This window comes from Pseudofrankia inefficax, assembly GCF_000166135.1.
GTDB classification, from domain to species: Bacteria; Actinomycetota; Actinomycetes; order Frankiales; family Frankiaceae; genus Pseudofrankia; species Pseudofrankia inefficax.
This window is the reverse complement of record NC_014666.1, coordinates 8365403-8390077: the sequence shown is the minus strand read 5'-3', so window position 1 is coordinate 8390077 and position 24675 is coordinate 8365403. Positions and strand designations below refer to the sequence as shown.

Below are 24675 nucleotides of genomic sequence, written 5' to 3'. Positions count from 1 at the left end.
CGTCGCGAGCGGTGCCCATTGTCCCCTCCTGCCGCGGGCGTCCGTCCGGGCCACTACGAGCCCTGCCGCCGAGGTCTCCCGGCGTCCGACCCTGGGTCCCCCGCGGCCCCGGTCAGCTGATCAGCTGGGTATGTCCGGCCAGGAGGCCGAGCAGGTGCGGCCGGTGGGCCTCCGCGACCGCCCGCAGCGGCAGTGGCTGGCCCGTGGCGCCCCGGCCGGGGCCGGTCAGCAGCAGGATGAGGCCATCAGCCTGAGCCCGATAGGGGAAGTGCGCCCACGCGAACGCCGCGGAGCTTGTCGCGGTCTGCACCCGCACTCCGGCAGGCTCGACGTCGACCGTGAACGAGCCGGTGAGGAAAGGGTTGTCGGCCAGCTGGCGGCGCACCGCCGCCCGCCCGGCCCGCCGCGGCGACAACCGCCAGAAGATCAGGCAGTAGTAGAACGCCCCCACGAAGGCGACGGCGATCGCGGCCGGAAGCGACGTCGATACCCCGACCAGCAGCACAACCACGGGCACGACCACTGCCGCGATGATGCGAATCCGCCGCACCTGGGACCGGATCCGCGAGGCGGCGGCCGTCGCGAGCTCGTCGGGGCTGAGCAGGAACATCAACTGGATGCCACCAGCAGCCGTGGTGGACGAAGCGGGCGAATCGAACACCGCGCCGAGTCTAGGCAGGCCTGGACTCGCCCGGCCTTCCGGCCGGCGGCCGGTCAACGAGAGGACCCCCCGCACACCCGCCAGAGCCCGCTTATCCTTGCTGCCTTCCGGCCCTGGGGAGGTTCACGAGGATGACGCCGCACGAGGGGTCTGCCACGCAGCATAGCCCGCCAGCGCCGATCTTGACGCCGGGGCCCAGGCCCTCGGCTGGTACGCGGGAGATCCGCCAGCGCTGATCTCGGCGTCTGGGCTCCAGGGCCCTCCGGCCGGCCGTAGCCCGGCGAACGCCCCGCCCTCCGGTGGGCCAGTCGTCCCTAGATCGTCCTTTTCGCCCTCCAGCGGACCCTGCTGGCCTATTCGGCGGGCCTGGCTGGCCTAGACCTGTGCTCGCCCGTGGGTCGGCGCTCTCGTGTGGTCATGATCGCGGTTCTGGCCCTGGGATGGTCGTGACGAGGGCGTTTCCGCGACCGTCCCAGGGCTCGAACCGCGATCATGGTCGGTGCGGTGGCCAGCGAGACGGGGAGCGGGCGCCGCGCGTCGCGCACGGCCTGGCGCTGATCTCGCCAGCCCGCCGTCGGTGGCGCTCGGACCTCGCTTGGCTCGCGCGAGATCTGCCGGGAGAGGCCCCGCTGGACTGTGGTCGCCCGCTGGCCCCGTTACTCCCGCGATCCGGTAGTCTCGTCGGCGGAGGACTCGCCTAGTGGCCTAGGGCGCACGCTTGGAAAGCGTGTTGGGTTCACACCCTCGGGGGTTCGAATCCCCCGTCCTCCGCCCTTGCGTACCAGGCTGATCCCACGGGCAGGCCCGCAGCACGGAACCTGCCCGTGGATCATCTGGTCTCAGTTCCGGTCTCATTGGGCCGTTTCCTCGGACGTCGGGCCTTCCCACAGCAGTCGGTTGAGCCGCCCCGCCGCGTCCTTCAGCACGGGGTCGGTCAGGTGCTGATAGCGGCGGCGCATGTCCGTCGACCAGCCCATGATCCCCATCACGGTCCGGTCGGGCACGCCCAGCAGTAGGAGCACCGTCGCCGCGGTGTGCCGCGCGTCGTGCAGCCGGGCGTCGCGCAGGCCGGCGACGGCGATCAGCGCCTTCCACTCGTGGTAGTCCGTGTTCGGGTTGAGCAACCGGCCCGTCTCGGACGCGAACAGCCACCCGCCGTCCTGCCACAGGTTCCCGGCCTCGGCGCGCTCCTTGTCCTGCCGGTCCTTGTGTCGCCGCAGGATCTCGATCAGCTCGTCGGGTAGCCCGATCGAGCGGGTACCGGCGCGCGACTTCGTGTCCTTGGTGTCCTTCCGGATCTGCACGCGGTCCCGGCAGTACCCGGCCTTGCGCCCGCACGGGGTCGCGCAGCCGTGGCGGTACTTCGGGCGCAGCCGGCCGCGCCGCACCCGGATGACCCCGGCGTCGAGATCGACGTCCGCCCAGCGCAGGCCGAGCGCCTCGCCCTGGCGCAGACCGAGCGCGAGCGCGAGCACCCACCGCGCGCTGTTGCGCCGCTTCGCGGCCTCCATCAGCAGCTGCTGCACCTCCGCGACCGAGTACGGCTCGACCTCCGCCTCGGTCAGCCGCGGTGGCTTGGCCAGCGAGGCCACGTTGCGCCCGACGTGGCCCCGGCGGACCGCCTCGCCGAGCGCCGTCCGCAGCGTCCGCAGCGCCTGGTGTGCGGTGGCCGGCGCGCTGCCCGAGGTCTGCATCCGGGCCATCAGCGACTCGACGTGCTCAGGCTCCAGCCGCTCCAGCCGGTGCGCGCCGAGGCCGGGCACCAGGTGGACACGGACCGCGACCCGGTAGCCGTCGATGGTGTTCTCGCTGACCGACGGGGCGGCGATGTTCTCGACCCAGTGCTCCAGCCAGCGCGCGACCGTCCAGGGTCGACCGGGCTTGCGGACGGTGCCGTTGTCGCGCTCCCGCTCCAGCTTGCGGACCTTCGCGATTGCCTCAGTCTCGGTCTTGCCGCGGACGTGGCGGCGGTCGGGCTTGCCGTTGTCCTTGACGCCGACGGTGACCCGGCCGTGCCAGGACCCGTCGGCGCCGAGGTAGATCGTGGACGCGCCGTTGGGCGCGCGGGTGCCCTCAGGGCGCCTACGCGGCACGGTTGCCTCCACCCGGTTCGACGCGGCGCTCGGCGAACGTCTCGACGTCGGCCAGGCGCAGCCGGCGCAGCCGACCGATCCGGACGGCGGGGATCTCGCCGTCGCCGATCAGGTCGTAGAGCACGGTCCGGCTGATCCGCAGCAGGCGCGCGGCTTCCTCCACGGTCAGCAGGACCGGCGCGCCGGCCGGGCTCGGCGGCGGGACTGGCCGCGCGTTCGCGGCGAGGTCGTCCAGGCGGGCCAGCGCGGCGTGCAGGGCCGCGCGTATCGCGTCGAACTCGGACTCGGACACGGATACCGGCGGCCGGTCCGGACTGAACGCCACCACGGTCATGGGGTCTCCTTCGGCTTGGCGGGTGGGGGGTGTGGCCCCGGCGGCTAGGAAGGGCGGGCGGTGTCGCGGGCGTCGCGGGCTGCCTCCCGCCGCGACCGGGCGAGGTCGGCCGCCATCGCGGCCAACTGGGCGTCACCAGCGAGCCGGTAGCCGGCGCCCTCGAAGCGCCAGGAGCCGAGTGCGATGACTTCGTCGCCGGTGTCGTTCTCGAGTGGGCGGTTCCAGGCGTCGAGCGGCGTGCGCGGGTTGCCGGCGCTGTCGTGGGTGCGGTTCCAGTCGCGGCGTTCCTGCCGGCACGCGCCGAACGTGGTCGAGTAGCGGCGCGACTTCGTCAGCCAGTGCCCGCGGTAGCCGTACTGGTGGGCGTTCGCGCGCAGCCGCAGCGCTTCGAGGTGGCGCCGGCCGCCGAGCGTCCAGGCGGTCTTGACCATCGCGGCCTGGTGAGGGTTGAGGAACGGCAGGACCGCGAACAGGTCGGCGGTCTTGCGGATGGGCCGGTCGAGGGCCCCGCCGTCCGCGACGCTCTTGGTCGTGTACTTCGCGAGGTAGTTCCCCACGGCCTGCGGGCTCAGGCGGCGGCCCGTCATCGTGGTGTCGCCGTCGAGTTCGGCGCCGCCGTCCACGGCGATGTGCTGCTCATCGTGCTGTTCGCCCCACCGGGCGTCATGCGCACCGGCCCCGGTCGGCGACGGGCACGGCTCGCGGGCGCGCTCGACGGCCCATCGCCAGCAGGCGGCGAGGAGTTTCCCGGTCGCCCAAGCGGGCGGTGGGGGCCAGGCGTCGGGGTTGTCGCGGTCGAAGCCGTCGAGGCGCATGACGGCGTGGTAATGGATCAGCGCGCGTTGCTGGCCCTCGGCGACCTTCACATACGAGATCCGGATCAGGTCGCGCAGGCCGACACGGCGGGTGCCGTCGCGGCGGGTGTAGCCGAGCGCAGGCATGCCGACCTGGGCGGCCATCCGCCGGTAGGCGAGATCCACGGTCCGCTTCCACAGCCGGGCCGCGGTCGCGTTCCACAGCACGGCGCCGGTCAGGTCGTAGCAGGCCAGACACAGCGCCTGGCCCAGTAGCGGGTCGGCGGGGTCGTCGTGGGTGCGCCAGCAGCCGACCGGTTGGCCGTGCGGGCAGGTCCCGCTCAGGCGGTGGCAGGTCCGCGCGGGACGGCCCTTGCCCGCGTTGCGGGTGTGGACCATGCCGAAGCTCGGCGCGGTGACCGTGACGAACAGCCCCGGATGCTCGGCGACCTCAGCGGGGACGCCCCGGCCGCCGGTCAGACCGCTGTGGACGATCTGCCAGGCGTCGCCCGCGTAGGTGTAGGAGCACGACGGACAGACCGACGCGCGGCGGTTGCCGCACGGGATCAGGATCGTCCCGTCGGGTTGGGTGGCCGAGTCGAAGGTGCGGCGGATCTCGCCGGTGCGGGTGTCGGCCTGGCCGCTCCAGCCGGACAGGCGGATGGGTCGCGTGCAGCCGGCGACCCGGTCGAGCTGGGCGCGGAACGCTTCCAGGGTGCCGTCGGCGCGACGTGCGGCGGTTTCGGGCGTGAGGGCGGGAGGCGGTGCCGTGGCGGTGGTCATAGGGCGGCGGTCACCTCCTGCACGTCGGGTCGGTGGTTGCGTGGGGCCGGCGGGGCAGGGCCGGCGGGCGGGCGGTCGGTTAGCGGGCGGTGCGGAAGGTGCGGCGCCAGCGGGCGGCAGCCTCGGTGGCAGGCAGGCAGGCGGGCGGGGATGGTGGTGGTCAGGCCGATCCCGCGGACCGCGCCGTCGGAGGCGCGTAGCGCGTCCTGGTGGTGGGTGGCGCACACGTCGAGCTGGTCTCCGGTCGAGTCGGCGAGCACGACCACGGCGGGGACGCGGCAGATCTGACAGGGCCGGGCGCTCACGCGGCGGCGGCCGGGTCGATGTCGAACACGTCCTCGGCGGTGGTGGGGCGGCCGGTGCCCCGGGCGGCGCGGGTGACCTTCGTGGTGGCGTAGCGCAGCGACGGGCCGATCTCGTCGACGTCAAGCTCGAAGGCGGTGCGCTTCACGCCGTCCTTCTCGTAGGAGCGCTGGCGCAGCCGGCCGGTGACGATGACGCGCATGCCCTTGGCCAGGGAGTCGGCGACGTGCTCGGCGGGCTGGCGCCAGATCGAGCAGCGCAGGAACAGCGGCTCCCCGTCCTTCCACTCGTTCGTCGCCCGGTCGAGCGTGCGGGGGGTGGACGCGACGGTGAACGAGGTGACGGCGGCGCCGCTGGGGGTCACTCGGAAGTCGGGGTCGGCGGTCAGGTTCCCGACGACGGTGATCGTGGTTTCACCGGCCATGGCAGGTCAGCTCCTTGGGGTGTGGGTGGCGGCGGGTGGGATGTCGTCGAACAGGGAGGTCTGGTGGGTGCAGGACTCGCACAGCGGCCCGCCGTCCGCGGCGACCAGGCCGGCGTCGGCGGCCGGAATGGGGACGGGGCCGCGGCAGGCCCGGCACGGCCGGGTGACCGTCTCGGCGGGCAGTGGTCTTGCGGGCGGGACGGCAGAAGTGGGTCTGGTGGGTCGCGAGGAGCTGGTCAGCCTCGGCCTGGGTGGCGACGTTCTGGGAGGTGACGCGGCAGTCGGGGCACGTGTAGTGCGCCATGATGGGGACTCCCTTGCTGTCCTTGTGTGGGTGGTGGGGGCCGGGGCGCGGCGACGTTCTTGGCGGAGTGGCGTCGCGCCCCGGGCGGATCTAGCGGTGGCGGGCGGGTCGGCGGGTTGTCGGCCGGGGACGCTGGAGCGTGGCGGCGTGGACGGCCTTCACGTGCGCCACGAGCTGGGCTGGGGTGGTGAACGAGGTGCGGCAGGGCACGCAGGCGTAGGCCGGGGTGTCGGTCGTCGGCGGGGGCATGTGGCTTCCCTTCGAGGTGGGTTGGGCGGGGCGCGGGGGTCAGAGGGCGACGGTGGCGAGGGCCGCGGCCCACAGGCAGGCGGTGTGCAGCGCCTGGTCTGACAGGTAGAGGCCGTTGAGTCCGTGGTCGGCGAGCTGGGCGAACTGGCGGGCGCCGGTGTGTTCCAGGACCCAGCGGACCGGGGTCCGCCGGTCCCACAGCGCGTGTGTCGCGGCGGAGAGCGCGAGGCCGGCAGCGGCGCCGGTCGGGCTGATCGGCAGGCCGAACGCGGCGACGGCGGCGGCGGACATGGCGGTCAGGATCAGGTGGTAGCCGCCGATGTGGCGGGCGAGCGCGGCCCAGCCGGCGGGGCCGGCGGTGGCTTTGAGCGCGGCCTGCCGGTCGGTCTGACCGAGGACGTGATCGGCCAGGGTGTGCGCGGCGTAGGCGGTCGCCGCGAGCGTGGCGAAGGTGGCCGGGTCGGCGCTCACCGATGGCCGTGCCAGGCGTTGCCCGCGAGGACGAAGCCGAGCACGCTCCGCGCCGTTGCCTGGAAGGCGCTCTGCGGACGGTTCCTCGGGTTGGTCCGGGACAGCGGACACGCCGTGTTGGTGCACGTGCCGGCCACGACGTCGGCGCCGCAGTTGATGCACTGCATGGTCTTGACCTTTCGGGGGTTGCGGTCGGGTCCTGTCGGCGGCGCTCAGAGGGCGGCGATGAACTCGCCGAGGCCGGCGGTGATCTGGGTCAGGACGTGGCCGGCGACGGCGAGGTCGGCGGCTGTCGTCGTCGGGGCGGTCGCGGCGGCCCAGAGGAACAGGCCGACCGCGGCGGCGAGGGCCCAGGGCCAGCGGGCGCGGGGCCGTAGTCGGGTCTGGTGGCGCATGGAGGTTCTCCGTTCTGTCACGCTGTGTGATGGTGGGTGGGTGTGGGTGGGGAGGGGAGGGAGGCGCGGGAGGGCGTCTCGATCCCGGTTTCGGGGTGTGAGTGGGCCGGTTGTGGGGTCGGGTCCCTCGGGTCCCTTGGCTCCCCTGGGGGTGTGGCCTGGGGCTGTTCGCGCTGCTAGACGGCGGTGCCAGGCCGGGGGAGGCGGCGAGGGACTCGGCGAGGGAGAACTCCCTCGGTCCCTCGGTCCTCCCTCGCGGGTTCCCTCACGCCGCTGGTCACGCTGTGTCGAACTCGTCGGCTGTTTCGTCGGCGGGGTCGGTGTCGCGGTCGGCCATGGCGGCGGCGACCCGCTCGGCGTTGACGGACATCCGGCCGCGGGTCTTGTAGGGCCGGGCGGAGTCGGGGAGTTCCTCGCGGAGCCGTTCGAACGTCCACCCTCGGTAGAGCTGCGGGCGCAGCGCGGCCAGGCCGGCGAGGACTTCCAGGGTGGGCATGATCGGGTCCGGTCCGGCGGCGCGGATCACGGCGACGATGTCGGCGAGCGGGTCGACGTGCTCGACCTGCTCCGGCCCGTCGTCGGCGGGGGCTGGTGGGTTGTCGACCATGGCCAGGGCCCGCTCCACGACGGGGGTGACGTCGTCGATGCCGTCGCCGCGGCGGACGTAGAAGCAGCGCAACAGGCCGTCGGCGGGGGTGAACCCGGAGGTCATCGCGGTGCCGAGGTCACCGAGGTCGACGGTGCCGTCAGCCTCGACGGTCATCGGGCGCAGCGTCGTCGCGGAGATCCCGGCGCGGTGCTTGCCGGTGCCCAGGATCGCGTCGTTGCCCTGGTGGTCACCGATCGCGAAGCACGCCCGGTTGGACAGCACCTTGGCGACCTTGCGGGGCAGCGAGTCCGCCGACGGGACGGGTGTGGCGAAGATCAGGGTGACGCCGTACTTGCGGGCCTTGGCGACGATCTTCTCGACGAGTTCGGCGGCTTCCTCGCCGACGTCGGAGACGAACAGTTCCTGGCACTCGTCGATCACCACGACCCGGGGCCGCATGCTCGGATCGGCCTCGGCCAGACGCCGGGTGAGCTTCGGCTCCCCGGCCGCGGAGAGCTTGCGGCCGCGGTCGGACAGCTCGGACATGAGCTGCTTCAAAGCGGCGAGGACGGTCGGGATCTCGTCCGGGTCGTCCGAGACGAACAGGGTCCGTAGCCGGGGTCGCAGCGGGTCGTAGTCGGCGTTGACGGCCATGCAGTAGACGTCGATCTCGACGAGCGGGTCGAGGATCGCCCCCAACAGGGCGGTGATGATCAGGGTGGATTTGCCGGAGCCCATCATCCCGGCGACGCCCCAGTTGGCCTGGAACAGCCGGCCGAGCACGACGTTCCCGCGCGGGTCGACCCCGACCGGCACGCCCTTGAAGTAGTCCGCGGTGCCGGTGGTGAGCAGCGGCCAGGGCGCGACGGGCTTGGTCAGGCTGCCTTGGTCGGCGACCCACAGGTCCAGGACGCCGGGCTTGTCGCGGGGCTCGGTCGGCCACACCTCCACCGGCAGGCGCAGCAGGTTGTGCGCGAGCACCCGCTTGCTGTTGACGATCATCTCCACGGTGACGCCCTCGGGCAGCAGGAGCCGGGAGTGCCAGCCCTTCCCGTCGTGGGCCGGCGCGTCGAGCCACCGCGGGGTCCAGCCCTCGCGGAACTTCTTGTTCAGCGCCGGCAGGTTGAGGTTGCGCAGCGCGTTCGTGATCGCCCGCTCGTCCGGGATCACGTCCCGGCCGCCACCGCCGTCGGGCGTGGTGGCCGACACCCAGGCGGGCAGCTCGGAACGGGAACGGCCCAGATGCCACAGCCACGCGCCGACACCGCCGGTCGCGGCGAGCAGCAGGAGCGCGCCGTAGGCGGCGAGGAACCAGCACACGAACGTCACCAGGGCGATCACCCCGACGATCGGGGCCAGCACGTAGCCGGGATCGTGGTGGCCCAGCGCGAGAACCACACCGAGCACGAGCAACAGCGCGGCGAACCCGGCCAGGCCCGCCGCGGCGGCCCGCAGCAGGTCGACGGGCGAACGGACCCAGTCCATCACCCGGTCGTGGCGGCGCTGCTTCTCGGCGACGTCGCGGGCCTCCCACTCGCGCAGGCTCTCCTGATCGCCCGCGATCTCCGCGCGGCGCATCTGCCGCTCATACCGCGACGCCCCGTGCGTGTCGCGCCACCTGCCGTAGGCCACACCGGCCCCGGCGACCGGGTACCACAGATTGCGGGCGACCAGCTTCGCGCCGGTCCTGGTCTGCGGGTGCGTGGCGACCGTACGCACCCCGGTCACCACGATCCACGTCCGCGACGCCACGTCTCGGGACACCGCCACCGCGCGGGGGCGGTAGACCTCCATCCCCGCCGAACCGAGGACGTCGCCTTCCAGCACCTCGCCCGGTGCCGCGTCGTCGTCAAGCTCGGCGGCCGGCGGGGCGGCGGTGTCACGGTCACGGGTGGTCGGGTCGGTGCCGGTCGGGACTTCGGGGGTCCAGGGGCCGGGCAGGACGACGCCGGTCGGCGGGGTCGTGGGGTCGGTGTGGCGGGTCTGGTTGGGGTCGGTCATGAGGCACCTCCCACGGTCGCGGGAACAGACGATTCGGCGGGGGTGGGGGTGGGCTTGTGGAGGTCGGCGATGTAGCGGCGCGCGGTCGCGGTCGACAGGCCCGCCTGGGCGGCGAGGTCGGCGGCGAGCTGACGGCCCGAGCGGGTGTCGTCGGCGGGCACGGCGGCGTAGAGACGGGCGATCTCACGGCGACCGGCGCCACGGTCGGGGCGGGTGGCTCCGGAGCCGCCCGGCCGGGTGGCCCCGGCCGGGCGGCGCGCGGACGGGACCGCCGGCACCGGAGCCACGTCCGCGACTGGCTCCGGAGCCACGGTCTCGGCGGCCGGCGGGTTGGTACGGGAGCCACGGCGCCGGGACCGGTCGGCCGGGGCGGTCGGGGTGCTGATGGGGGTGAGCCGGCGGCGCAGGGTGTAGGCGCCGGCCGGGTAGACGAGCCGGGCGGTGCCGTCGGGGTCGATCTCGATGACCGACGCGCGGGCCGCGAGGCGCTGCGCCCGCTCGATCCGATCGGCCTCACGGCGGGTCCGGCGGGCGGCGGCCCGCTCGGCGCGCGACCGCGGCGGCGCGGCGACGACAAGCTGGTGAGCCACGATCCCGGCGACCGAGACGACCGCCATCACCACGCCATGCACGGGCGACCCGCCCGGGACGGTCGAGCCGTGGGCGAAGTTCAGCGCCGCACCCACCAGCGCGAAGACCCCGATACCGGCGGTCAGCATGCCGGTCGGCCGGTCGGGGTGACGATGCCGCGACGCCTGGACCGCGAACGCGAACGCCCACCCGCCCAGCTCCGAGAGGATCGAGAGCGCGAACCCGGTCGGCCCGTAAAGGGTCCGGCCGTAGGCGGCCATCGCCGGGACCGCCAGCACGGCGGACACCAGCGCGAGCGGGTAGACGAGCAGCTCGGCGAGATGACCGGCGAGCCAGCCGGCGGCCGCGGCTCGGGTCTTGCGGGCCTCGGCGCGGCGAGCCTGACGACCGGCCGCGCGGGTGGCCTGCTTGTGGGCGGCGAGGTCGCCGGCCTGGCGGGCGGCGGCGAGGGCCTGCTCACCGGCGAGCCGGCGCAGCGCGAGGGCCTGCTCATCGTGCGCCCGGCGGTCGGCGCGGTCCTGCTCGCGGGCCGCGTTGCGGTCGGCGCGGCGGTCCTCGGTCCAGCTCATGCCGCACCTTCCAGCAACGACGGGACAGACGAGTTGGGGACGGTGGCCAGGGTGGTGTCGATGCGGGCCAGCTCGCCGGCCAGGGTCGTGACTCGGGCGGCCCAGAAGCTGGCGACGTCGTCGTCGGGGGCGGTGGTGGTGTGGTGTTCGGCGCGGGCGAGGTCGGCGGCCTTCGCGGCGCGCAGCTCGGCGAGGCGGGCGCGGCGTTGGGCCGGGGTGCCGTAGCCGGTGTGCTCGGTGGTGAAGCTCCAGATCGCCAGTGACACCCGGCCGGGTTCGTCGGCGTCGATCGCGGCGTGCATGGCCAGGCCCTCACGGACCCGGTCTTCGGGCCAGTCGTCGCCCGGGAAGGACCGTTGCAGGTTCACTGCGTGGGCGAGCCTCGACAGGGCCGCGCGGTAGCGGCGGGCCCAGCGGAAATCGTCGGCGCCGCCCGGGGTCTCGCCGGCAACGCGGAACAGTTCGACGCGGGCCGCGTCCAGCTCGTCCGCCGTCAGGTCGTGGATCACGCCGCACCTGCCAGCGACGACGGGACAGCGAGCGCGGCCGGGGCCGCGGTGGTGATGAGGGCCAGGCGGTGCGCGGCGGCGAGCAGCCGCACCCACGCCCGGTCGATCCGCGCCGTACCCGCCGACCTACCAGCAGCCGCCTCGGCGGACCGGCGGGCGGCGATCGCCGCGGTGTAGGCGTCACGGGCTGCGGTCCACTCGGCGGGCGGAACCGTGAGCGCAAGCGCCACGGCGTACCCGGCCACCGCGTCGGCCTCAGCCGCCAGCGCGTCCGCGAGGACCCGCACCGCGAGACCGTTGGCACGAGTCGCGGCGCGGCGCAGCACCTCGTACCGGGTCGCGACGACAGTCCGGTAGTCGACGTAGGCGGCGTTCAGCGGCTCCCGGACGTCCGCGTCCAGACCGGCACGGACCCCGGCCGGGAACGGGAACGCCAGATCGTCGGCGATGCACTCACGGCGCACCGGGCAGGTACGACAGATCCGCACCGCGACGGCAGCCGGCGCACCGTCCACCGGGAACCACAGCTCAGGATCGGCATCCACGCAGGCAGCACGCCCACGCCAGCCAACAGACGAGAGAGAATCCAACACAGGCGCTTGACCCCCAACGGTCTGGTGCCCAGGCCCTCGGTCCGGTGTTGACGCACCGGCCGGGGGCCGCTTCCGTCTTCCGTCACCCGCGGTGCCGTGACACCGGAGAGGACTAGTTCGTCCCCTACGGTGAGGACTAAGACGTCCGTTGTCAAGGGGCGTCCTCGTCCCCAAGGATTGGCGGGTGGGCATGTCCGAGGTCATGAAGCGCCGACGCGCAGAGCTGGGCCTGTCTCAGCAGCAGTTGGCGGAGCGGGTCGGTGTCGACCGCCGGCAGATCCGCCGGTACGAAGCCGATGAGCAACAGCCGCTGCTGTCCGTCGGCCTGGCCCTCGCGGAGGCGCTCGGTGTGTCGGCCGCCGAGCTGGCGGGGCGGCCGTCTCCCAGCGTCGGGCTGGCCGGGATCTGGTGGTCCGCCTGGCAGACCTTCAAGGACGGCGCGGAGGTCATCACGTCCCAAGAGGTCCGCATCGGCGAGCGCCTGGGCGATCACATGACCATGGACGCCCTGAGTCGAGGGAACGTCACCCTCGAAGAGGGCGGCTACCTGTGGCGCGGCGAACTGCGGATCTGGGACAACCACATCCTCATGGGCTGGTACGCGGCCGATGACGGCTCGGTCACCTCGAAGGGCACCATGTACTTCGCCCTCCACCCCCACGGCATCAACCTGCAAGGCAGATGGGTAGGCCTCAGCTACGACGGACCGATCGTCACCGGCTGGGCAGCAACGGCGAAAACCGAGTCCGAGGCCCGCGCCCTAATCGAGTCCTTGAAGCAGCGCGGGACGCCAGTGTGAATGGCGCCCCAGATGTCTGCGAAGTCGTCATCACTGCACCCAGCATCGAATGGATGCGTGAATTCGCCCGGCACCTAGTCGCAGAGCGTCTTGTCGCTGCGGCACATCTGTTTGTGCCTGTCACGTCGATCTACAGGTGGGACGACGTTGTTCACGAGGAACAGGAAACTCGTGCAGCGTTCCACACTCGCAGGTCTCTAGTGTCCACTATTCTCGACCGCGTCCGGGAGAGCCACCCATTCGAGGTGCCGGGCGTGATCGTCCTCCCAATCATGGATGGGCCTCCCGACTACCTGGAATGGATCTACCGTGCGACCCGCTCGCCCGTCGTGGGCGCCGATTTCGCAGGTCCGCAACCTAGCTAGCGACGACCACGCGCGTGTCTGAGGTCCGGGCTGTGACCCATATCGGAGCGGAGCGGGATGCACCCGGACTTTCCATGCAATTCGTAACAGAAAAGAACCGTGTCCACCTTCCTGTATATTTCCGGCTCCTGCTCCGCAGCTACCCACGCATGCACCTACCCTATTCTCGTGGACCTCGGGTGCATCAATCGTGAACCGCTGCAACGGGAGGAATTATGGGCGAGGATTTCGAGCGGGAAATGGCTCGGCACACCACAGAGTTCGTGGAGAGGAAGCGGGACGAAGAGAATCTCGCCGCGGCAGCCAGGCAGGGCGGGGGCGCGCTAGAGGCCGAGCTGCAGCGCCAGCGGCGAGTTCAAGAAGTGCGGGACATGCCCCCTCCGTCGGACTAGTGCGGCCCTGTCCGTCTATCAGGTGGCGTGTGCCAACTTTCCTTGCTTGTTCAAGACCGGCCTTCGGCCGGACAAGCAGAACCGCCCCGGGCCGGATGATCGGCACGGGGCGGTTGTCGTCTGGTGAAGACCTCAGGGGGCGCTGCCCCCCGAACCCCCCGGCCAGATCCAGAGGGGGAGGGAAGAACGGGTACATGTCCGCGTGATCACTCCGCAGATCTGGCGCCCGAGGGCTACCACCGGAACCCCGACCGCGCAAGATCCGCACGGTTGAGGTTCGGGTGAGGGGAGCGTTGGCGGATCTTGCACGGTCGAGAACCCGGCGGTAGGGGCAAGCCCGCCAGCTCTCCGGAGGGATCACGCTCTGCCCCAGCCATGAGGGCGAGGGACTTAGTACGTGAGGTTCATGATTTTTTTGGGTGTTGCCGCGTCGAAGGCGATGATCGCTGTCAGCGCGATGCAGATCGACAGCATGACCAGCTCGAACCGCGTCGGCGTCGAGTCGTATCCGGCGCATGCTCCGGCCGTGGTCGCCAATGCGGCGAGGACCGCGCCTCGAAGGCGCGGGCCGGGCAGCAGGGGCATGGCGAGCATTCTCGCGCCTGCGCGTGGGCCTGCCGGGCAGGACGCTCGGCGCGTCGGTGACGGTCATGTGGTCGCTGCCGCCATCACTGGACCACCCGGCACGTCGACCCGGGTGGCGAGGTCGAGCAGGATGCGGCCGACGTGCTCGGCGACCTGCGGGACGACCGCGTTCCCGAGGCCGCGCAGGCGTTCGGTCTGGTGGGGGATGCCGGTCGCGAGCCGGGGCGTTCCGCGCTCCCACGGCTCCGGGGTCAGTCGACCTGGGTCCACCCCGGGGGCAGGCCCATCATCAGTTCCACCCATTCGGGGTTCAGGCGTCCACCAGCCGTCTCGGACAGGGGTCGGCCAGGCCCGTCCCAGCCAGCCCCGCGGGTCGAGTCCCGCGCCGTCGGGGTCGGCCACATCACCGCGTCGTCCAGGTTGCGCCGGCCCGACTCCAGCCGACGCCGGGCCACGTCCGGCGAGGGCATCCCACGGCGGGCGTCCCCGAGACTCGCCGTCGGGGTCGGCCAATGGGTCACGGCGGTCCGCAGGTTCGGGCTGCCCTGCGAGGTGGCCGCGTGTCCCGGGCCGGACGTGGCGTCGCTCGCGGTCGGGGTCGGCCAGTCCCGCCGGCGCGACGTCTTCCCGGTGGTCGCCTGGGCGTGCAGGTCGCCCCGCCCACCGCGTTCCCCGGCGCTGGCCGTTGGGATCGGCCAGGACGGCGATGAGCCAGAAGCGGTCTCGGCGGTGAGGGGCGCCGACGGCCGCAGCCGGTATGCAGTCCCAGCGAGCGTCATACCCGCTCGCGGCCAGGTCGCCGAGAACGGCTCCGAGCCCCACAGGGACGCCTGGGGCGTCACCCAGCTCCCCGCCTCCAGCCGGGCGACCGGGACGCAGGGACAGCAGCCCGGGGACGTTCTCCAGGACGACGAACCGGGGGCGGAGGGTGTCGATGACGTGGTGGACGCCGGGCCACAGCCAGCGTTCGTCAGCGGACCCGCGTCGGGCGCCGGCGACGCTGGCGGGCTGGCAGGGGAAGCCTCCCGCGACGACGTCGACCGTGGGCCGGTCAGGCTGGGCGGTCCACCATTCGGTGGTGGTGAGGACGTCGTCATGGCGCGGGACCTCCGGCCAGTGTCGGGCCAGCACCCGCTGGCAGAAGGGATCACGTTCGACCTGACCAACCGTCGTCAGGCCGGCGCGCTCCAACCCGAGGTCGAGCGCGCCGATACCCGAGCACAGCGACAGCACCCTCATGCCGCACCGCCGGCCGAGTCGGGGGCAGGGTGCGCCGCACGCGCCGTGCGCGGCCAGGACCCGGCGGCCCGCCGCGCTGCCGCCTGCGCGCGGCGCTGGCGCGCCGTGCTCGGCGGGCGCGTCGGACCGCCACCCGCCCGCGCCCGTCGGAACGCCGCACCCAGTGGACCGGTCTCAGATCCGGTCTCATTCCTCGCGATCAAGCCCCGTCCGACGGCCTGACGAGACCACACGGGTACCACGATCCGAGCGGGGTGGGACCACGCCGGACCACTGCGCGCCGACTTGGAAAGCGTGTTGGGTTCACACCCTCGGGGGTTCGAATCCCCCGTCCTCCGCTCTGATCATCCGCGATGGAAGATCTCTAACGGGCCGCTGACCTGGCTGTCACCGCCAGGCGCGGCCCGTGGCATGTCCAGGACTGTCCCGCGGGTGGGTCCAGGCCGTGGGCACACCGATCAGGATGTCGGCTGCGCGCTGGGTGCCGCGGTCTGGCCCGCTGGTGGTGTCGGAGCGAGTGAGGCGCAGGCGGTGCGGGCCTTCGCCCAGGTCTGTGCGTCGACTCCGGCCGGCGCCGCGGTCGACAGGGCACCGCCCGGCGCGCCTCCGCCCGGCGCGCCCGCGTCCTGGCCGCCGTTCGGCATCCCCGAGGGCGGCGACCCCGATGGGCGAGCGCCCTGCGGTCGTGTGCCGCCCTGCGCCGATGGTGGTGTGCCACCCTGTCCGGCCCCGCCACCCGGCCCGGCGGACGGGGTCGGCAGGGTCACGCCGTTCTGGGCCAGGCAGGAGGTGTAGGCGCTCATGGCGCTGCTGGCGGTACCGGCGGAGGCGCCAGAGCCGGCGGTGGTCGCGTTGCCTGACTGCGCGGCGCTGGTTCCGCTGGTGCCGCACGCACCGAGAGCCAGCACCAGGGCCGGGACGGCCAGCCAGCGGCCGCCCTTCGCGCGAGGGGCGCGCCATCGTCGCGTCAGGCTGGCAATCCTGCGGCCGTCCATGATCCTCCTAGGCGGGCGTCGTCGGATGGTCGAGATCCATCCGTGGCGGCCACCATGGCGAGGCTGGCTGTGCTGAGGCTGTGGCGTGGCTGGGATCCAGATATGACCGTGGGACGGCAGGCGCACGCGGACCGTGAGACGCACCCGGACCGTGAGGCGCACCCGGACCGTGAGACGGACCCGGACCGGAGCTCTCGGGCGACATCGAACGTGGCCAGCGCGAATACGACGATCGCGACGCGTGAATGCGCAGATCGGCGGGAAATAGCCGCCGCTGTGAGTTGGACTGAGCCGCGGGTCGCGATCTTCGATCGTGGAAGCCTGGCGTGGGTCGCCGACCGGCCCCGCTGTTCGGGCGAATCTGACCGAGAAACGCGTCTGAGGGGGCGGTTGGACTCGCTTCGAGGCGACGGCCGCGGAGCCTGCGCCCGCCAGGTCCCAAACCGGCGAAGGGCGTCGAACAACCAGGCAACGGGCGGCCCAACCAGGTCCCGTAGCGGTGTGATGGTGGTGACATCGGGTCGTACCGTCGCCCGGGTGGCGCGAATCGGCGCTGGTCGTGGGCGTGGCGGCTCGCCGGATGTTTGGGGCAAGCCGGGCACGTGCCGGTGCCGCCGCACCGTCGCCGGGCGACGCGTGGCATGCTCTGGCCCAGCCGGTTGGAAACCTCGCCGTGACAATCAGTCGGAGCCCTGCCGAGGACGCCGGCCACGTGCCGCGAGGCGCGCGGTCGAACGTTCCTCCCACCGACAACTGTCACGACGTCGCCCGGTTCGGCCGACGGCGGCTCACTGTCGCCGTTCTGAGTCTTCGACAGGTACTTCTTCGGAGGTTGTCATGAAGCGTGTCGGCATCGTCGTGCTGCTGGTCGCCCTCGCCACCGGCGGGTTCTTCCTTCGTCAGCGCAAGGGCAAGCAGGAGGCCTGAGCGAGAACCGTCCGGGATCGGTTTCCCGGACGGTTTCGCTGGAGCAGAACTCAACTGGGTGAGTGGATGACCGATCGGGGCCGTTTGGCCAGCTGACGGTCGGCCAGCGCTCGGGAGAAGGCGCGAGACGACGGACCTTTCAGCGTCCGCCGGAACCTCGCGTGCCTGCCCGACGTCGGTTGGATGAAAAGGCGCACCGTGCACCGGTACGACGACCAGACGGCCGAGCTGGCCAGCGCGGTCATCGCCTACGCGCAGGAACGCCTGCGGCTCGATCCGGCACCGCTGGACGCGCCGCTGTCACCGGCGGAGCTCGCCGCCCGCGCGGGCGAGACGGTCACCCCTGATGGCCTCGGTGGCGCCGAGGCGCTGCGGCTGTTCGACGAGGTGCTGGCTCGTGCCTGCATCTCCACCGATCATCCGCGCTACCTGTCGTTCATCCCGGCGGCGCCGACCAGGGCCGCGGTGCTGTTCGACCTGGTCGTCGGCGCCTCGTCCATCTACGGCGGCAGCTGGCTGGAAGGCGCCGGAGCGGTCTACGCGGAGAACCAGGCGCTGCGCTGGCTCGCGGACCTCGCCGGTCTGCCGCGGTCGGCCGGCGGTGTCTTCGTCCCGGGCGGCACCGTCGGGAACCTCTCCGCGCTGGTCGCGGCCCGGCACACTGCGCGCGCCCGCCGCTCGGCGCGGGCAGCCGAGGCGGCGGACAGCACGTCGGTCCCGCCCGCTCGCTGGAGCTTCGTCTGTGGCGAGGAGGCGCACTCCTCGCTGGCCGAGGCGGCCCGGGTGATGGACGTCGACGTCGTCGTCGCTCCCTCCGGCACCAGCGGGCGGTTCACCGGCGCGGCACTCGCCGCGGCCTTCGACGGTCTGACGGGCGACCAGCGGGCCGGCGTCTTCGCCGTCGTCGCGACGGCCGGAAGCACCCAGTTCGGCCTGGTCGACGATCTGCGCGGGCTGGCCGAGGCCGCCGGCGAGCGCGGGCTCTGGCTGCACGTCGATGGCGCGTACGGGTTGGCGGCGATCGCGGCGCCGTCGGCGAGGGCCCGGTTCGACGGCCTCGAGCTGGCCGACTCGTTGATCGTCGACCCGCACAAGTGGCTGTTCGCTCCGTTCGACGCCTGCGCGCTGATCTACCGCGACCCCGTACTGGCCCGGGCCGCGCACACGCAGCAGGCCGGCTACCTGGACGTTCTGGGGTCGGGCGACTGGAACCCGTCGGATTTCGCGGTCGGGCTGTCCCGGCGGGCCCGTGGGCTGCCCTTCTGGTTCTCGCTCGCGGTGCACGGCACGCGTGCCTATGCCGAGGCGGTCGAGAGCGCGCTGCGTACCACGGCCGCGTGCGTCGACCAGATCAGAGCCAGGCCCTGTCTGGAGCTTGTCGGTGCGCCGGAACTCTCCGTCGTGGTCTTCCGGCGGCTCGGCTGGACGCCGGCGCAGTATCACGCCTGGTCCGACCGGCTGCTGCGCGACGGGCTGGCCTTCGTCACGCCCACCGTGCATGACGGGGAGACGCTCGCACGGTTCGCCATAGTGTCGCCGCGCACGACTCCGAAGGACACCGAGCTGATCCTCGACACAATGCTCGCCGATCCCGGACCGGTGACGTGAGGAAGCCCCCGGAAGCCGCTCGGCATTGAGCGGACTTCCGGGGGCGGCGGCGGTGGCGGGCGCACGTCCGCGTCCGTGGTCGACACTGACGTCGGCGCTGGCGTGTGCGCGTACCGAGCCGCGGCGGCGTCCGGACGCCGCGTGGGAATTTCGGGTCATCGCTGGATTTACGGACGTCGCTGTCCGTGATTCGGGATGACGCCGAGGAACGACGAGAAAAGGTATCCGCGCGGCGCGCGTGTCAACGGCGCGCGCCGCGCGGACCTTCGGGGAGGTCGACGGCCGGCGGTGGACGGAGAAACTCCGCGAAACCCCGTCCCCGCTGGCCGCCGTTCATCCGCCGGCTTGGTGGGTCAATGGCCGATCTGGTGGGTCAGTAGCCGATGGTGAAGCGCTGGTTGACGTGCTTGGCCTTGTCGATCTCGTCGATGATGGCCACCGCGAGGTCGTCGGTCGACATCGCCATGTTGCCGCGGCCGTCCTGGACCGGCTGGTCGGTGCCGGTGCGGTAGGTGTCCCGGCGCTTGCCCTGCACCAGCTGCACCGGCGGCGGGCAGATCACGGTCCACCGCACGCCCTTGGAGGCGCGCAGCACGTCGAGGGCCTCCGCCTGGCCGAGCGCGTCCTTGCGCATGTTGTTCGCGAACTCGGGGTCGTCGAGGATGCGGGCACCCTGCCCGTCCTCGAGGGTGCCGCCGTGGCCGACGTGGATGAGGCGCGGCGCGCTGTCGCCCTGCTTGTTCAGCGCGTCGATCATCGTCCGGGCGGCGTTCGCCCAGATCTTCTTGTCGTTGCCGGCGACGGCCACGACGACCGCGTCGGCACCGTCCGCGAGGCTGTGCACCGAGTCGCGCGAAGTGGCGTCACCGACAGCGGCATTGGCCTTCCTGGACAGCTTGCTGAGCTTCGCCTCGTCGCGAGCGACCGCGGTGACCTTGTGGCCGCGCCGGATCGCCTCGTTGACGACGGACTGGCCAACCTTGCCGCACGCGCCGAACACCACAACCCTTGCCATTCTTCGTTACCTCCTGGCGGGGATAGGTTGCGCGTCACGCTCCACCAAAGAATCTATAGACAAGCGCTGCCCATCACATTTGGAAAATCATTCTCCGGGCCGCGCGGCGACCTTCCAGTGGAGTCATGATCCGCATTCTTTTTCCTTCGCCATGACTATTGCATGCCGGCCGGCCGCCGCAACCCGACCCGTGGATATACCCGCCCTTGCGCCCGCACGCACCCAGATTCTGCCCGCCACCGGCAACGCCGCCAGAACATCGAGCAGGCTGGCCGGTCTTTCTGCGGAAAATCCGGCGAATTCTATCCTCCTGTGACGCCCGGTTGGAGTGGCCTGGAAAGGATGTGGGCGCAGGCTTCCGCGACCGGAAAATATCGCGGGAACTGACGCGTCGGACGTGCCGGACGAGCCGGAGATGACGCGGCGCCGGTTCGTGTCGCGGCGGTGGCGACCCGCCGGGCCTCGGTACCGGCCGGTCGGGAGCTCTCGCCGCCCGGCACCGGCGTTGGGCCGTCGCCGCGATCAAGGGCGCGGGCCGGTGCGAGGCCGGACGAAGAGGCCTGGGGCATGCCCAGGCGAGGCACTCCCCGGTCGGCCGGATCCGGCGCCCGTGCCTTTCGCCCCCGTGGCCGCCGAGTGTCCGGTCTGGCTCGGATCGGACGACTCTGCTACGGTTCGTGCCGAGGTACTACCGGGGGGGAAAGCCCGGAGGATACCTTGGCACAACTAGCTTTGGCGCAACCAGCTTTGGCACATACGACCGTTCCGCGCGATGCGACGATGGCGCACACCGCGTCCGGAACGATCATACGAACCGCTGCGGGACCAGCGGTTCGACCCGGCGTCACCACCGACGCTACGCTGGGTCATATCGCCGGGATACTCGGCTACACCGCGTTCTTTTTGATGGCGGCAACCGTCATCTGGGGCCTGCTGCTCATTACCAGGCTGCCGGAGCGGCATATCCGTCGACAGACGTTGTACGGCGCCCACATGACGTTGGCGATCCTCGCGCTGGCCGCGTCGGTCGTGCACGCACAGGTGCACTTCTTCCGGCACGACGCGTACTACACGGAGAGCCGGATCTGGCTGCCGTGGGGCGGCGCCAAGGCCGACGTGATACCAGGAATCCTCGGCCTCGAGATCGTGGTGCTGGTCGCGCTGTCGATCTGGTTCCAGCACCGCGCCGGTTATCGCCGATGGCACCGTTTCCACTGGCTCGCATACCCCGGATTCATCCTGATCGCGGTGCACAGCGCCTGGGCGTCCCGGGAGCACCATTTCGGCATCATCTGGGCCGCGATGACGGCCGCCCTGTTCGTCCCGACGGCACTGCTTGTGCTGCGCGTGCTCTCACCCGCTGGGCGCCAGGACGAGAACGACACCTGGTTCGACGTAGTGGAGGCATTCGAAGATGGCATCTACCGTCGGTGACGAGGGCGAGCCGGGTATCCACGTCGATTCCGTCCACGAGGCCGGCTGGGAGTCACGCTGGATGCAGGGGCCGCCGCCCGCCGGGCCGGAGGCCGGGATGACGGGCTGGGCCAGCCCGCCGCCGGATGGTTGGCCCTGGCAGCCGCCGCGGCAGCCTCCGCCGGAACCTCGGCCGTCGTCCTTGCGGCCGTGGCCGCCGGTACCACCGCCGTCCGCTCCGTGGCCGCCGGCGCCACAGGCTCCCTGCACCCCGCCGCCGGGGGCGTCGCGCGTGCTGCCGCCTCCGCCGCCCCCGGGCGAGTGGGCGCATCCGTTCTGGCCGTCCAACGGGGCCGCCTCGGCCCCCTTCACCGATCCGCCGTATGAGGCCGCGGCGGTTCCGGTGCCCAGGCAGTTCGCGGGCCGGCACACGCCCCCCTACGGCCACGCTCCGCGCGTCGACCTGTCGCCTCGGCCGGACCAGACCAGCGATCGGCTGCCCGCGGTGCCGGACACGGGACCGCAGGTGATCGAGCCGAGCGTCCCGCTCCCGTTGCCGGCGTCGACCGGCCCGCTGCCGGGCATCGTCGAGACCGGCCCGCTGGACGTCGTGCCGCTCACCCACCTCGGCGGCTCGGCCGTGGGCCGCCGCGCCGCGCCGCCCGCCTTCCGGCCGAACGCCCGGCGCAGGTCGGGCGGCGGCGTGCGCCGGCGCTCCGAGCCGGCCGTGGTGAGCGTCGACAACAACCGCTGCCACCTCTACGCGATCTGCCAGCAGGAGGCTCCCGCGAGCTTCCTGGTCTCCCGGGACGGCCGGCTCTACTACGACGCGGCGCCGCCGGAGCACCTGATGGCAAGCGTTCGGCAGGCGGCCCGCCTGTGCCCCATGCAGGCGATCACGTTGGGGAACGACTCGAGATGATCAGGCACCGTCCCAGTCCGGACATCGCGCACGCGCTGGCGAAGGTCGGCCGGGCTCGCCTCGAGCACCGGCCGCGGCCGCGCACCGTCGTGGTCGCGGGCGCCGGCATCGCCGGGCTGCGCGCGGCCGAGCGTCTGAGGGAGCGTGGCTTCGACGGATCGATCGTGTTCGTCGGGGAGGAACCGCACAAGCCGTACAACCGCACCCCGCTGTCCAAGCAGCTGCTGGCCAGGACGGGCCGCCTCGGCGACCTGAAGCTGCCCGTCTACCGCGAGCTCGACGCGACCTGGCGACTGGGTACCCGAGCCCTCGGCCTGGACGTCCAACGCAGCCGGCTGCTGCTCGCGCGCGGCGAGGAGGTCGAGTACGACGGCCTGGTGATCGCGACGGGCGTCGAGTCCCGCCACCTGCCCGGCGCCCCGCTGTGGTCCGACTACGTCTGGTCGCTGCGCGACATGGCCGACGGCCGTGGCCTGGGCCGCCGGCTGGCCGACGGGACGCGGCACATCGCGGTGATCGGCACCGGCTTCATCGGCTGCGAGATCGCGTCCAGCCTGCGCGGCCGCGGCCTGGACGTGACCCTGATCGGCCGCGGCAACGCGCTGATGTCGGGCGCGGTGGGGGCCAGGGTCGGCGGCCTGATGACCCGGCTGCACCGGCGCAACCGCGTCGGCCTGCTGCTCGGCGCCAACCCCGTCCGCTGGGCGACCGCAGACTCGAAGACCGACCGGTCCCGGCCCGGCGTGGGCGTCAGCATCTGGCTCGACGACGGCTGCCGCGTCGACGCGGACGTCGCGGTGGTCGCCGTCGGTGCCCTGCCCGCGGTGCGGTGGCTGCAGGGTTCCGGCCTGGACATCAGCGACGGAGTGCTGACCGGGCCAACCACCCACGCGGTCCACATGGACGGCGGTAGCCCCGCGGTCGTCCCCTCGATCGTGGCCGCCGGAGACGTCGCCCGCTGGCCCAACCTGCTCTTCGACCGGATCCCCCGACGGGTCGAGCACTGGATCACCGCCTCCGAACACGGCCAGGCGGCCGCCGACGCACTCCTGCTCGGCCCCGAGGTGGCGCCGCCGTTCACCCCGGTGCCACGTTTCTGGACCGAGCAGTTCGGCGTCCGGCTGCAGGGCGTCGGGCGCCCCGGCCTCGCCGACACCTGCCGGCTGGCCGAGGGCTCGCCGAAGGCCCTCGAGTTCGTGGCCGTCTACACCCGCAAGGGCATCGTGGTCGGCGCGGTCAGCGCCAACGCGGGCGCCCGCCTGCTGGAGTACACCGACCTCATCGGTTGGCCCCTCGACGCGCCCTTCCCTGCCGCCACCCCAGCGATCGGAGACCGGCTGACCACGGTCTGATCCGCCACGGACTGATCCACTGGCTGATCCACTGCCTGATTCGCGGGCCGGGCTAGATCGGCGCTGGCCCCGCGCCATCTGACCATCTCCGTCTAGTAAGCTCACCTGCGGTGGAGTCGCCTAGTGGCCGAGGGCGCACGCCTCGAAAGCGTGTGAGGGGGCAACCCCTCCGTGGGTTCAAATCCCACCTCCACCGCCGGCGGCCTGCCCTGTTCGCTGCCCTTCGGGGCAGCTTCACCGGGGGCTCGCAATGTCTGCCCAGGGGGGCGACCCCCTGGAACCCCCGGGTCGGAGGCTTCGCCTCCGACGGGTCGGGTTCCCCTCCCTGATCATCCGGTCTCGGTCGTGGCTAGCTGGGGTGGTCTGCGGCCTTGGAATGGTGACGGCTGCGGATCTGAGATCTTTCCGGATGCCGGGGCCAGCGCCGCGGCCAGCTAAGGCAGGCCCGTTGGCTTGATCGGTGTCTTGGCCCTGGGGTGGTCGTGGCGAGGGCGTTTCTACGGCCATTCCAGGGCTCGAATGGCGATCATGGTGGGTGCGGTTGCCGCGTTGTGGGGACTGGACTCCGTGCGTCGGCTTCCCGATCACCGGACGGCCAAGACGGCGAATCGTGGAGATTCGAAACCCGGCGAACCCTGCCGGAGACGGCGTTGATCCCGATCTTCGCGGCTGGCGTGAAGGCTTTGAGGCGAGTGCCTAGCGGTCGTCGGAGTGGGGCCTTCGGGGGGTTCGCCGACTGGCGAAGAACGTGTCCAGGAGTGCCGTGCAGTCGGGCGCGGCTACGCCGGTGATGACCTCTGGGCGGTGGTTGAGGCGGCGGTCGCGGACGACGTCCCACAGCGAGCCGACCGCGCCGGCCTTTTCGTCGATGGCGCCGTAGACGAGGCGGTCGACCCGGGCGAGCACGAGGGCGCCGGCACACATGGTGCACGGTTCGAGGGTGACGACCAGGGTCGCCCCGGTGAGGCGCCACTCGCCGACAGCGGTCGCCGCGGCCCTGAGGGCCACGATCTCGGCGTGCCCGGTCGGGTCGGCGGCGACTTCCCTGATGTTGTGACCGCGGCCGAGGACGGTGCCATCGGCGCCGATCACGACGGCACCGATGGGCACATCCCCGCCGGCGGCGGCGAGCGCCGCCTCGGCGAGTGCAAGCCGCATCGCCGCGAGGTCACGGCCGGGCCCTGCCGGCTCGGCGAGCCGAATCGGCCCAGCAGGCTGGGTCGGCTCTGCCTGTTCAGTGAGCCGGACCGGCGACACCGGCTCGGCGGGGTGCCCGGGGGCCGGGTCAGACATGGCGGCTGAACCCGGTCAGACGTCGCGAGGCTGCGAGCCCGCGGTCACGCAGGCCGGCGCCGGTCACGACGCGAGGCCCCGACGGCCGCCGGCTCGCCGCGCTCCCG

Annotated in this window: 25 protein-coding genes, 2 tRNA genes, 1 other RNA gene and 2 pseudogenes; 8 read left to right on the top strand and 22 right to left on the bottom strand. The window is 72.4% G+C overall.

The annotated features are described in order from the left end of the window. Positions 1-112: 112 nt before the first annotated feature. Positions 113-661: a hypothetical protein gene (locus FRAEUI1C_RS34065; protein WP_157735164.1), complete on the bottom strand. Its 549-nt coding sequence runs from the start codon at positions 659-661 to the stop codon at positions 113-115. Positions 662-718: 57 nt separating this feature from the next. Beyond that, an RNA gene (gene ffs / locus FRAEUI1C_RS37065) (signal recognition particle sRNA small type) lies at positions 719-815 on the bottom strand. Between the two features lie 532 nt (positions 816-1347). On the opposite strand from ffs, the gene FRAEUI1C_RS34060 reads away from it, so the two are divergent. Then, a tRNA-Ser gene (locus FRAEUI1C_RS34060) sits at positions 1348-1432 on the top strand. An 80-nt stretch (positions 1433-1512) separates the two neighbouring features. Here FRAEUI1C_RS34060 and FRAEUI1C_RS34055 read toward each other — a convergent pair. The 13 genes and pseudogenes from FRAEUI1C_RS34055 to FRAEUI1C_RS39225 form a co-directional block, all read right to left on the bottom strand. Continuing rightward, positions 1513-2754: a tyrosine-type recombinase/integrase gene (locus tag FRAEUI1C_RS34055; protein ID WP_013427943.1), complete on the bottom strand. Its 1242-nt coding sequence runs from the start codon at positions 2752-2754 to the stop codon at positions 1513-1515. After that, complete coding sequence (locus tag FRAEUI1C_RS38805) at positions 2744-3088, bottom strand: helix-turn-helix domain-containing protein (protein ID WP_013427942.1); 345 nt, start codon at positions 3086-3088, stop codon at positions 2744-2746. The genes FRAEUI1C_RS34055 and FRAEUI1C_RS38805 overlap by 11 nt, the downstream gene beginning before the upstream one ends. Positions 3089-3132: 44 nt before the next feature. Further along, positions 3133-4665, bottom strand: a complete 1533-nt coding sequence (locus tag FRAEUI1C_RS34045) for a replication initiator (RefSeq protein ID WP_013427941.1) — start codon at positions 4663-4665, stop codon at positions 3133-3135. Continuing rightward, a complete protein-coding gene (locus tag FRAEUI1C_RS34040; protein ID WP_198318677.1) occupies positions 4662-4931 on the bottom strand; it encodes a hypothetical protein in 270 nt (89 codons plus the stop codon). The genes FRAEUI1C_RS34045 and FRAEUI1C_RS34040 overlap by 4 nt, the downstream gene beginning before the upstream one ends. A gap of 89 nt (positions 4932-5020) precedes the next feature. Then, positions 5021-5392, bottom strand: a pseudogene (locus FRAEUI1C_RS34035) (single-stranded DNA-binding protein); the annotation flags it as partial. 394 nt (positions 5393-5786) lie between these two features. Beyond that, a complete protein-coding gene (locus FRAEUI1C_RS39980) occupies positions 5787-5945 on the bottom strand; it encodes a hypothetical protein (RefSeq protein ID WP_013427938.1) in 159 nt (52 codons plus the stop codon). A 39-nt stretch (positions 5946-5984) separates the two neighbouring features. Next, complete coding sequence (locus FRAEUI1C_RS34030) at positions 5985-6416, bottom strand: hypothetical protein (RefSeq protein WP_013427937.1); 432 nt, start codon at positions 6414-6416, stop codon at positions 5985-5987. Next, positions 6413-6583 carry a hypothetical protein gene (locus FRAEUI1C_RS39975; protein WP_013427936.1) on the bottom strand — a complete coding sequence of 57 codons (171 nt, stop codon included), beginning with the start codon at positions 6581-6583 and terminating at the stop codon, positions 6413-6415. The genes FRAEUI1C_RS34030 and FRAEUI1C_RS39975 overlap by 4 nt, the downstream gene beginning before the upstream one ends. 45 nt (positions 6584-6628) lie before the next feature. After that, positions 6629-6811: a hypothetical protein gene (locus FRAEUI1C_RS34025; protein ID WP_013427935.1), complete on the bottom strand. Its 183-nt coding sequence runs from the start codon at positions 6809-6811 to the stop codon at positions 6629-6631. A gap of 277 nt (positions 6812-7088) precedes the next feature. Continuing rightward, positions 7089-9401 carry a zonular occludens toxin domain-containing protein gene (locus FRAEUI1C_RS34020; RefSeq protein ID WP_013427934.1) on the bottom strand — a complete coding sequence of 771 codons (2313 nt, stop codon included), beginning with the start codon at positions 9399-9401 and terminating at the stop codon, positions 7089-7091. After that, positions 9398-10561 (bottom strand): hypothetical protein, encoded by a 1164-nt coding sequence (locus tag FRAEUI1C_RS34015; protein WP_013427933.1) that lies wholly within the window; start codon positions 10559-10561, stop codon positions 9398-9400. Before FRAEUI1C_RS34015 ends, FRAEUI1C_RS34020 begins: the two co-directional genes overlap by 4 nt. Next, entirely contained in the window at positions 10558-11070 is a 513-nt protein-coding gene (locus FRAEUI1C_RS39230) for a hypothetical protein (RefSeq protein ID WP_013427932.1), read from the bottom strand. The genes FRAEUI1C_RS34015 and FRAEUI1C_RS39230 overlap by 4 nt, the downstream gene beginning before the upstream one ends. Continuing rightward, positions 11067-11855: a WhiB family transcriptional regulator gene (locus FRAEUI1C_RS39225; RefSeq protein WP_157735159.1), complete on the bottom strand. Its 789-nt coding sequence runs from the start codon at positions 11853-11855 to the stop codon at positions 11067-11069. The genes FRAEUI1C_RS39230 and FRAEUI1C_RS39225 overlap by 4 nt, the downstream gene beginning before the upstream one ends. Between FRAEUI1C_RS39225 and FRAEUI1C_RS34000 the strand changes: the two genes are divergently transcribed. Together FRAEUI1C_RS34000 and cutA are read left to right on the top strand one after the other, a co-directional pair. Then, complete coding sequence (locus FRAEUI1C_RS34000; RefSeq protein WP_013427930.1) at positions 11854-12462, top strand: helix-turn-helix transcriptional regulator; 609 nt, start codon at positions 11854-11856, stop codon at positions 12460-12462. The genes FRAEUI1C_RS39225 and FRAEUI1C_RS34000 overlap by 2 nt on opposite strands. Then, positions 12345-12827, top strand: coding sequence for a divalent-cation tolerance protein CutA (cutA, locus tag FRAEUI1C_RS42110; protein WP_157735157.1), 483 nt, complete (start codon positions 12345-12347; stop codon positions 12825-12827). The genes FRAEUI1C_RS34000 and cutA overlap by 118 nt, the downstream gene beginning before the upstream one ends. A gap of 782 nt (positions 12828-13609) precedes the next feature. On the opposite strand, the gene FRAEUI1C_RS33995 is transcribed toward cutA, so the two are convergent. The 5 genes and pseudogenes from FRAEUI1C_RS33995 to FRAEUI1C_RS41765 form a co-directional block, all read right to left on the bottom strand. Beyond that, positions 13610-13804, bottom strand: coding sequence for a hypothetical protein (locus tag FRAEUI1C_RS33995; protein WP_041259819.1), 195 nt, complete (start codon positions 13802-13804; stop codon positions 13610-13612). Positions 13805-13867: 63 nt separating this feature from the next. After that, the gene (locus tag FRAEUI1C_RS41475) at positions 13868-14074 is read right to left on the bottom strand and encodes a hypothetical protein (protein ID WP_049807069.1); all 207 of its coding nucleotides are present in this window, start codon (positions 14072-14074) and stop codon (positions 13868-13870) included. Further along, positions 14056-14646: a hypothetical protein gene (locus tag FRAEUI1C_RS41470; protein WP_232425592.1), complete on the bottom strand. Its 591-nt coding sequence runs from the start codon at positions 14644-14646 to the stop codon at positions 14056-14058. The genes FRAEUI1C_RS41475 and FRAEUI1C_RS41470 overlap by 19 nt, the downstream gene beginning before the upstream one ends. Next, a pseudogene (locus FRAEUI1C_RS41465) lies at positions 14552-15043 on the bottom strand (DNA cytosine methyltransferase); the annotation flags it as partial. The gene FRAEUI1C_RS41470 and the pseudogene FRAEUI1C_RS41465, both read right to left, overlap by 95 nt. Before the next feature lie 458 nt (positions 15044-15501). Then, positions 15502-16038, bottom strand: coding sequence for a hypothetical protein (locus FRAEUI1C_RS41765; RefSeq protein ID WP_013427925.1), 537 nt, complete (start codon positions 16036-16038; stop codon positions 15502-15504). Between the two features lie 1110 nt (positions 16039-17148). Here FRAEUI1C_RS41765 and FRAEUI1C_RS33980 point away from each other — a divergent pair. Then, entirely contained in the window at positions 17149-18573 is a 1425-nt protein-coding gene (locus FRAEUI1C_RS33980; protein ID WP_049807066.1) for a pyridoxal phosphate-dependent decarboxylase family protein, read from the top strand. A gap of 373 nt (positions 18574-18946) precedes the next feature. On the opposite strand, the gene FRAEUI1C_RS33975 is transcribed toward FRAEUI1C_RS33980, so the two are convergent. After that, entirely contained in the window at positions 18947-19588 is a 642-nt protein-coding gene (locus FRAEUI1C_RS33975; protein WP_013427922.1) for an NAD(P)-dependent oxidoreductase, read from the bottom strand. 780 nt (positions 19589-20368) lie between these two features. On the opposite strand from FRAEUI1C_RS33975, the gene FRAEUI1C_RS33970 reads away from it, so the two are divergent. The 4 genes from FRAEUI1C_RS33970 to FRAEUI1C_RS33955 all read left to right on the top strand — a co-directional run bounded on the left by FRAEUI1C_RS33970 (position 20369) and on the right by FRAEUI1C_RS33955 (position 23471). Then, entirely contained in the window at positions 20369-21022 is a 654-nt protein-coding gene (locus FRAEUI1C_RS33970) for a ferric reductase-like transmembrane domain-containing protein (protein WP_013427921.1), read from the top strand. Positions 21023-21293: 271 nt separating this feature from the next. Next, positions 21294-21923, top strand: a complete 630-nt coding sequence (locus FRAEUI1C_RS40580; RefSeq protein WP_071587974.1) for a ferredoxin — start codon at positions 21294-21296, stop codon at positions 21921-21923. Then, positions 21920-23275, top strand: a complete 1356-nt coding sequence (locus tag FRAEUI1C_RS33960; RefSeq protein ID WP_013427919.1) for an NAD(P)/FAD-dependent oxidoreductase — start codon at positions 21920-21922, stop codon at positions 23273-23275. The genes FRAEUI1C_RS40580 and FRAEUI1C_RS33960 overlap by 4 nt, the downstream gene beginning before the upstream one ends. A gap of 109 nt (positions 23276-23384) precedes the next feature. Continuing rightward, positions 23385-23471, top strand: a tRNA-Ser gene (locus FRAEUI1C_RS33955). A 500-nt stretch (positions 23472-23971) separates the two neighbouring features. On the opposite strand, the gene tadA is transcribed toward FRAEUI1C_RS33955, so the two are convergent. Then, positions 23972-24568, bottom strand: coding sequence for a tRNA adenosine(34) deaminase TadA (gene tadA / locus FRAEUI1C_RS33950; protein ID WP_013427918.1), 597 nt, complete (start codon positions 24566-24568; stop codon positions 23972-23974). Between the last annotated feature and the right edge of the window lie 107 nt (positions 24569-24675).

Excerpts from the sequence above, each read along its gene's own strand:
- cutA (WP_157735157.1), top strand. The coding sequence starts at position 12,345 with ATGGGTAGGCCTCAGCTACGACGGACCGATCGTCACCGGCTGGGCAGC.
- FRAEUI1C_RS33995 (WP_041259819.1), bottom strand. The coding sequence starts at position 13,804 with ATGCCCCTGCTGCCCGGCCCGCGCCTTCGAGGCGCGGTCCTCGCCGCA.
- FRAEUI1C_RS33980 (WP_049807066.1), top strand. The coding sequence starts at position 17,149 with ATGAAAAGGCGCACCGTGCACCGGTACGACGACCAGACGGCCGAGCTG.
- FRAEUI1C_RS34015 (WP_013427933.1), bottom strand. The coding sequence starts at position 10,561 with ATGAGCTGGACCGAGGACCGCCGCGCCGACCGCAACGCGGCCCGCGAG.
- FRAEUI1C_RS34000 (WP_013427930.1), top strand. The coding sequence starts at position 11,854 with ATGTCCGAGGTCATGAAGCGCCGACGCGCAGAGCTGGGCCTGTCTCAG.
- FRAEUI1C_RS41765 (WP_013427925.1), bottom strand. The coding sequence starts at position 16,038 with ATGGACGGCCGCAGGATTGCCAGCCTGACGCGACGATGGCGCGCCCCT.
- FRAEUI1C_RS34025 (WP_013427935.1), bottom strand. The coding sequence starts at position 6,811 with ATGCGCCACCAGACCCGACTACGGCCCCGCGCCCGCTGGCCCTGGGCC.
- FRAEUI1C_RS34045 (WP_013427941.1), bottom strand. The coding sequence starts at position 4,665 with ATGACCACCGCCACGGCACCGCCTCCCGCCCTCACGCCCGAAACCGCC.
- FRAEUI1C_RS33975 (WP_013427922.1), bottom strand. The coding sequence starts at position 19,588 with ATGGCAAGGGTTGTGGTGTTCGGCGCGTGCGGCAAGGTTGGCCAGTCC.
- FRAEUI1C_RS39975 (WP_013427936.1), bottom strand. The coding sequence starts at position 6,583 with ATGCAGTGCATCAACTGCGGCGCCGACGTCGTGGCCGGCACGTGCACC.
- FRAEUI1C_RS39225 (WP_157735159.1), bottom strand. The coding sequence starts at position 11,855 with ATGCCCACCCGCCAATCCTTGGGGACGAGGACGCCCCTTGACAACGGA.
- FRAEUI1C_RS33970 (WP_013427921.1), top strand. The coding sequence starts at position 20,369 with ATGGCGCACACCGCGTCCGGAACGATCATACGAACCGCTGCGGGACCA.
- tadA (WP_013427918.1), bottom strand. The coding sequence starts at position 24,568 with ATGTCTGACCCGGCCCCCGGGCACCCCGCCGAGCCGGTGTCGCCGGTC.
- FRAEUI1C_RS38805 (WP_013427942.1), bottom strand. The coding sequence starts at position 3,088 with ATGACCGTGGTGGCGTTCAGTCCGGACCGGCCGCCGGTATCCGTGTCC.
- FRAEUI1C_RS34020 (WP_013427934.1), bottom strand. The coding sequence starts at position 9,401 with ATGACCGACCCCAACCAGACCCGCCACACCGACCCCACGACCCCGCCG.
- FRAEUI1C_RS39980 (WP_013427938.1), bottom strand. The coding sequence starts at position 5,945 with ATGCCCCCGCCGACGACCGACACCCCGGCCTACGCCTGCGTGCCCTGC.
- FRAEUI1C_RS33960 (WP_013427919.1), top strand. The coding sequence starts at position 21,920 with ATGATCAGGCACCGTCCCAGTCCGGACATCGCGCACGCGCTGGCGAAG.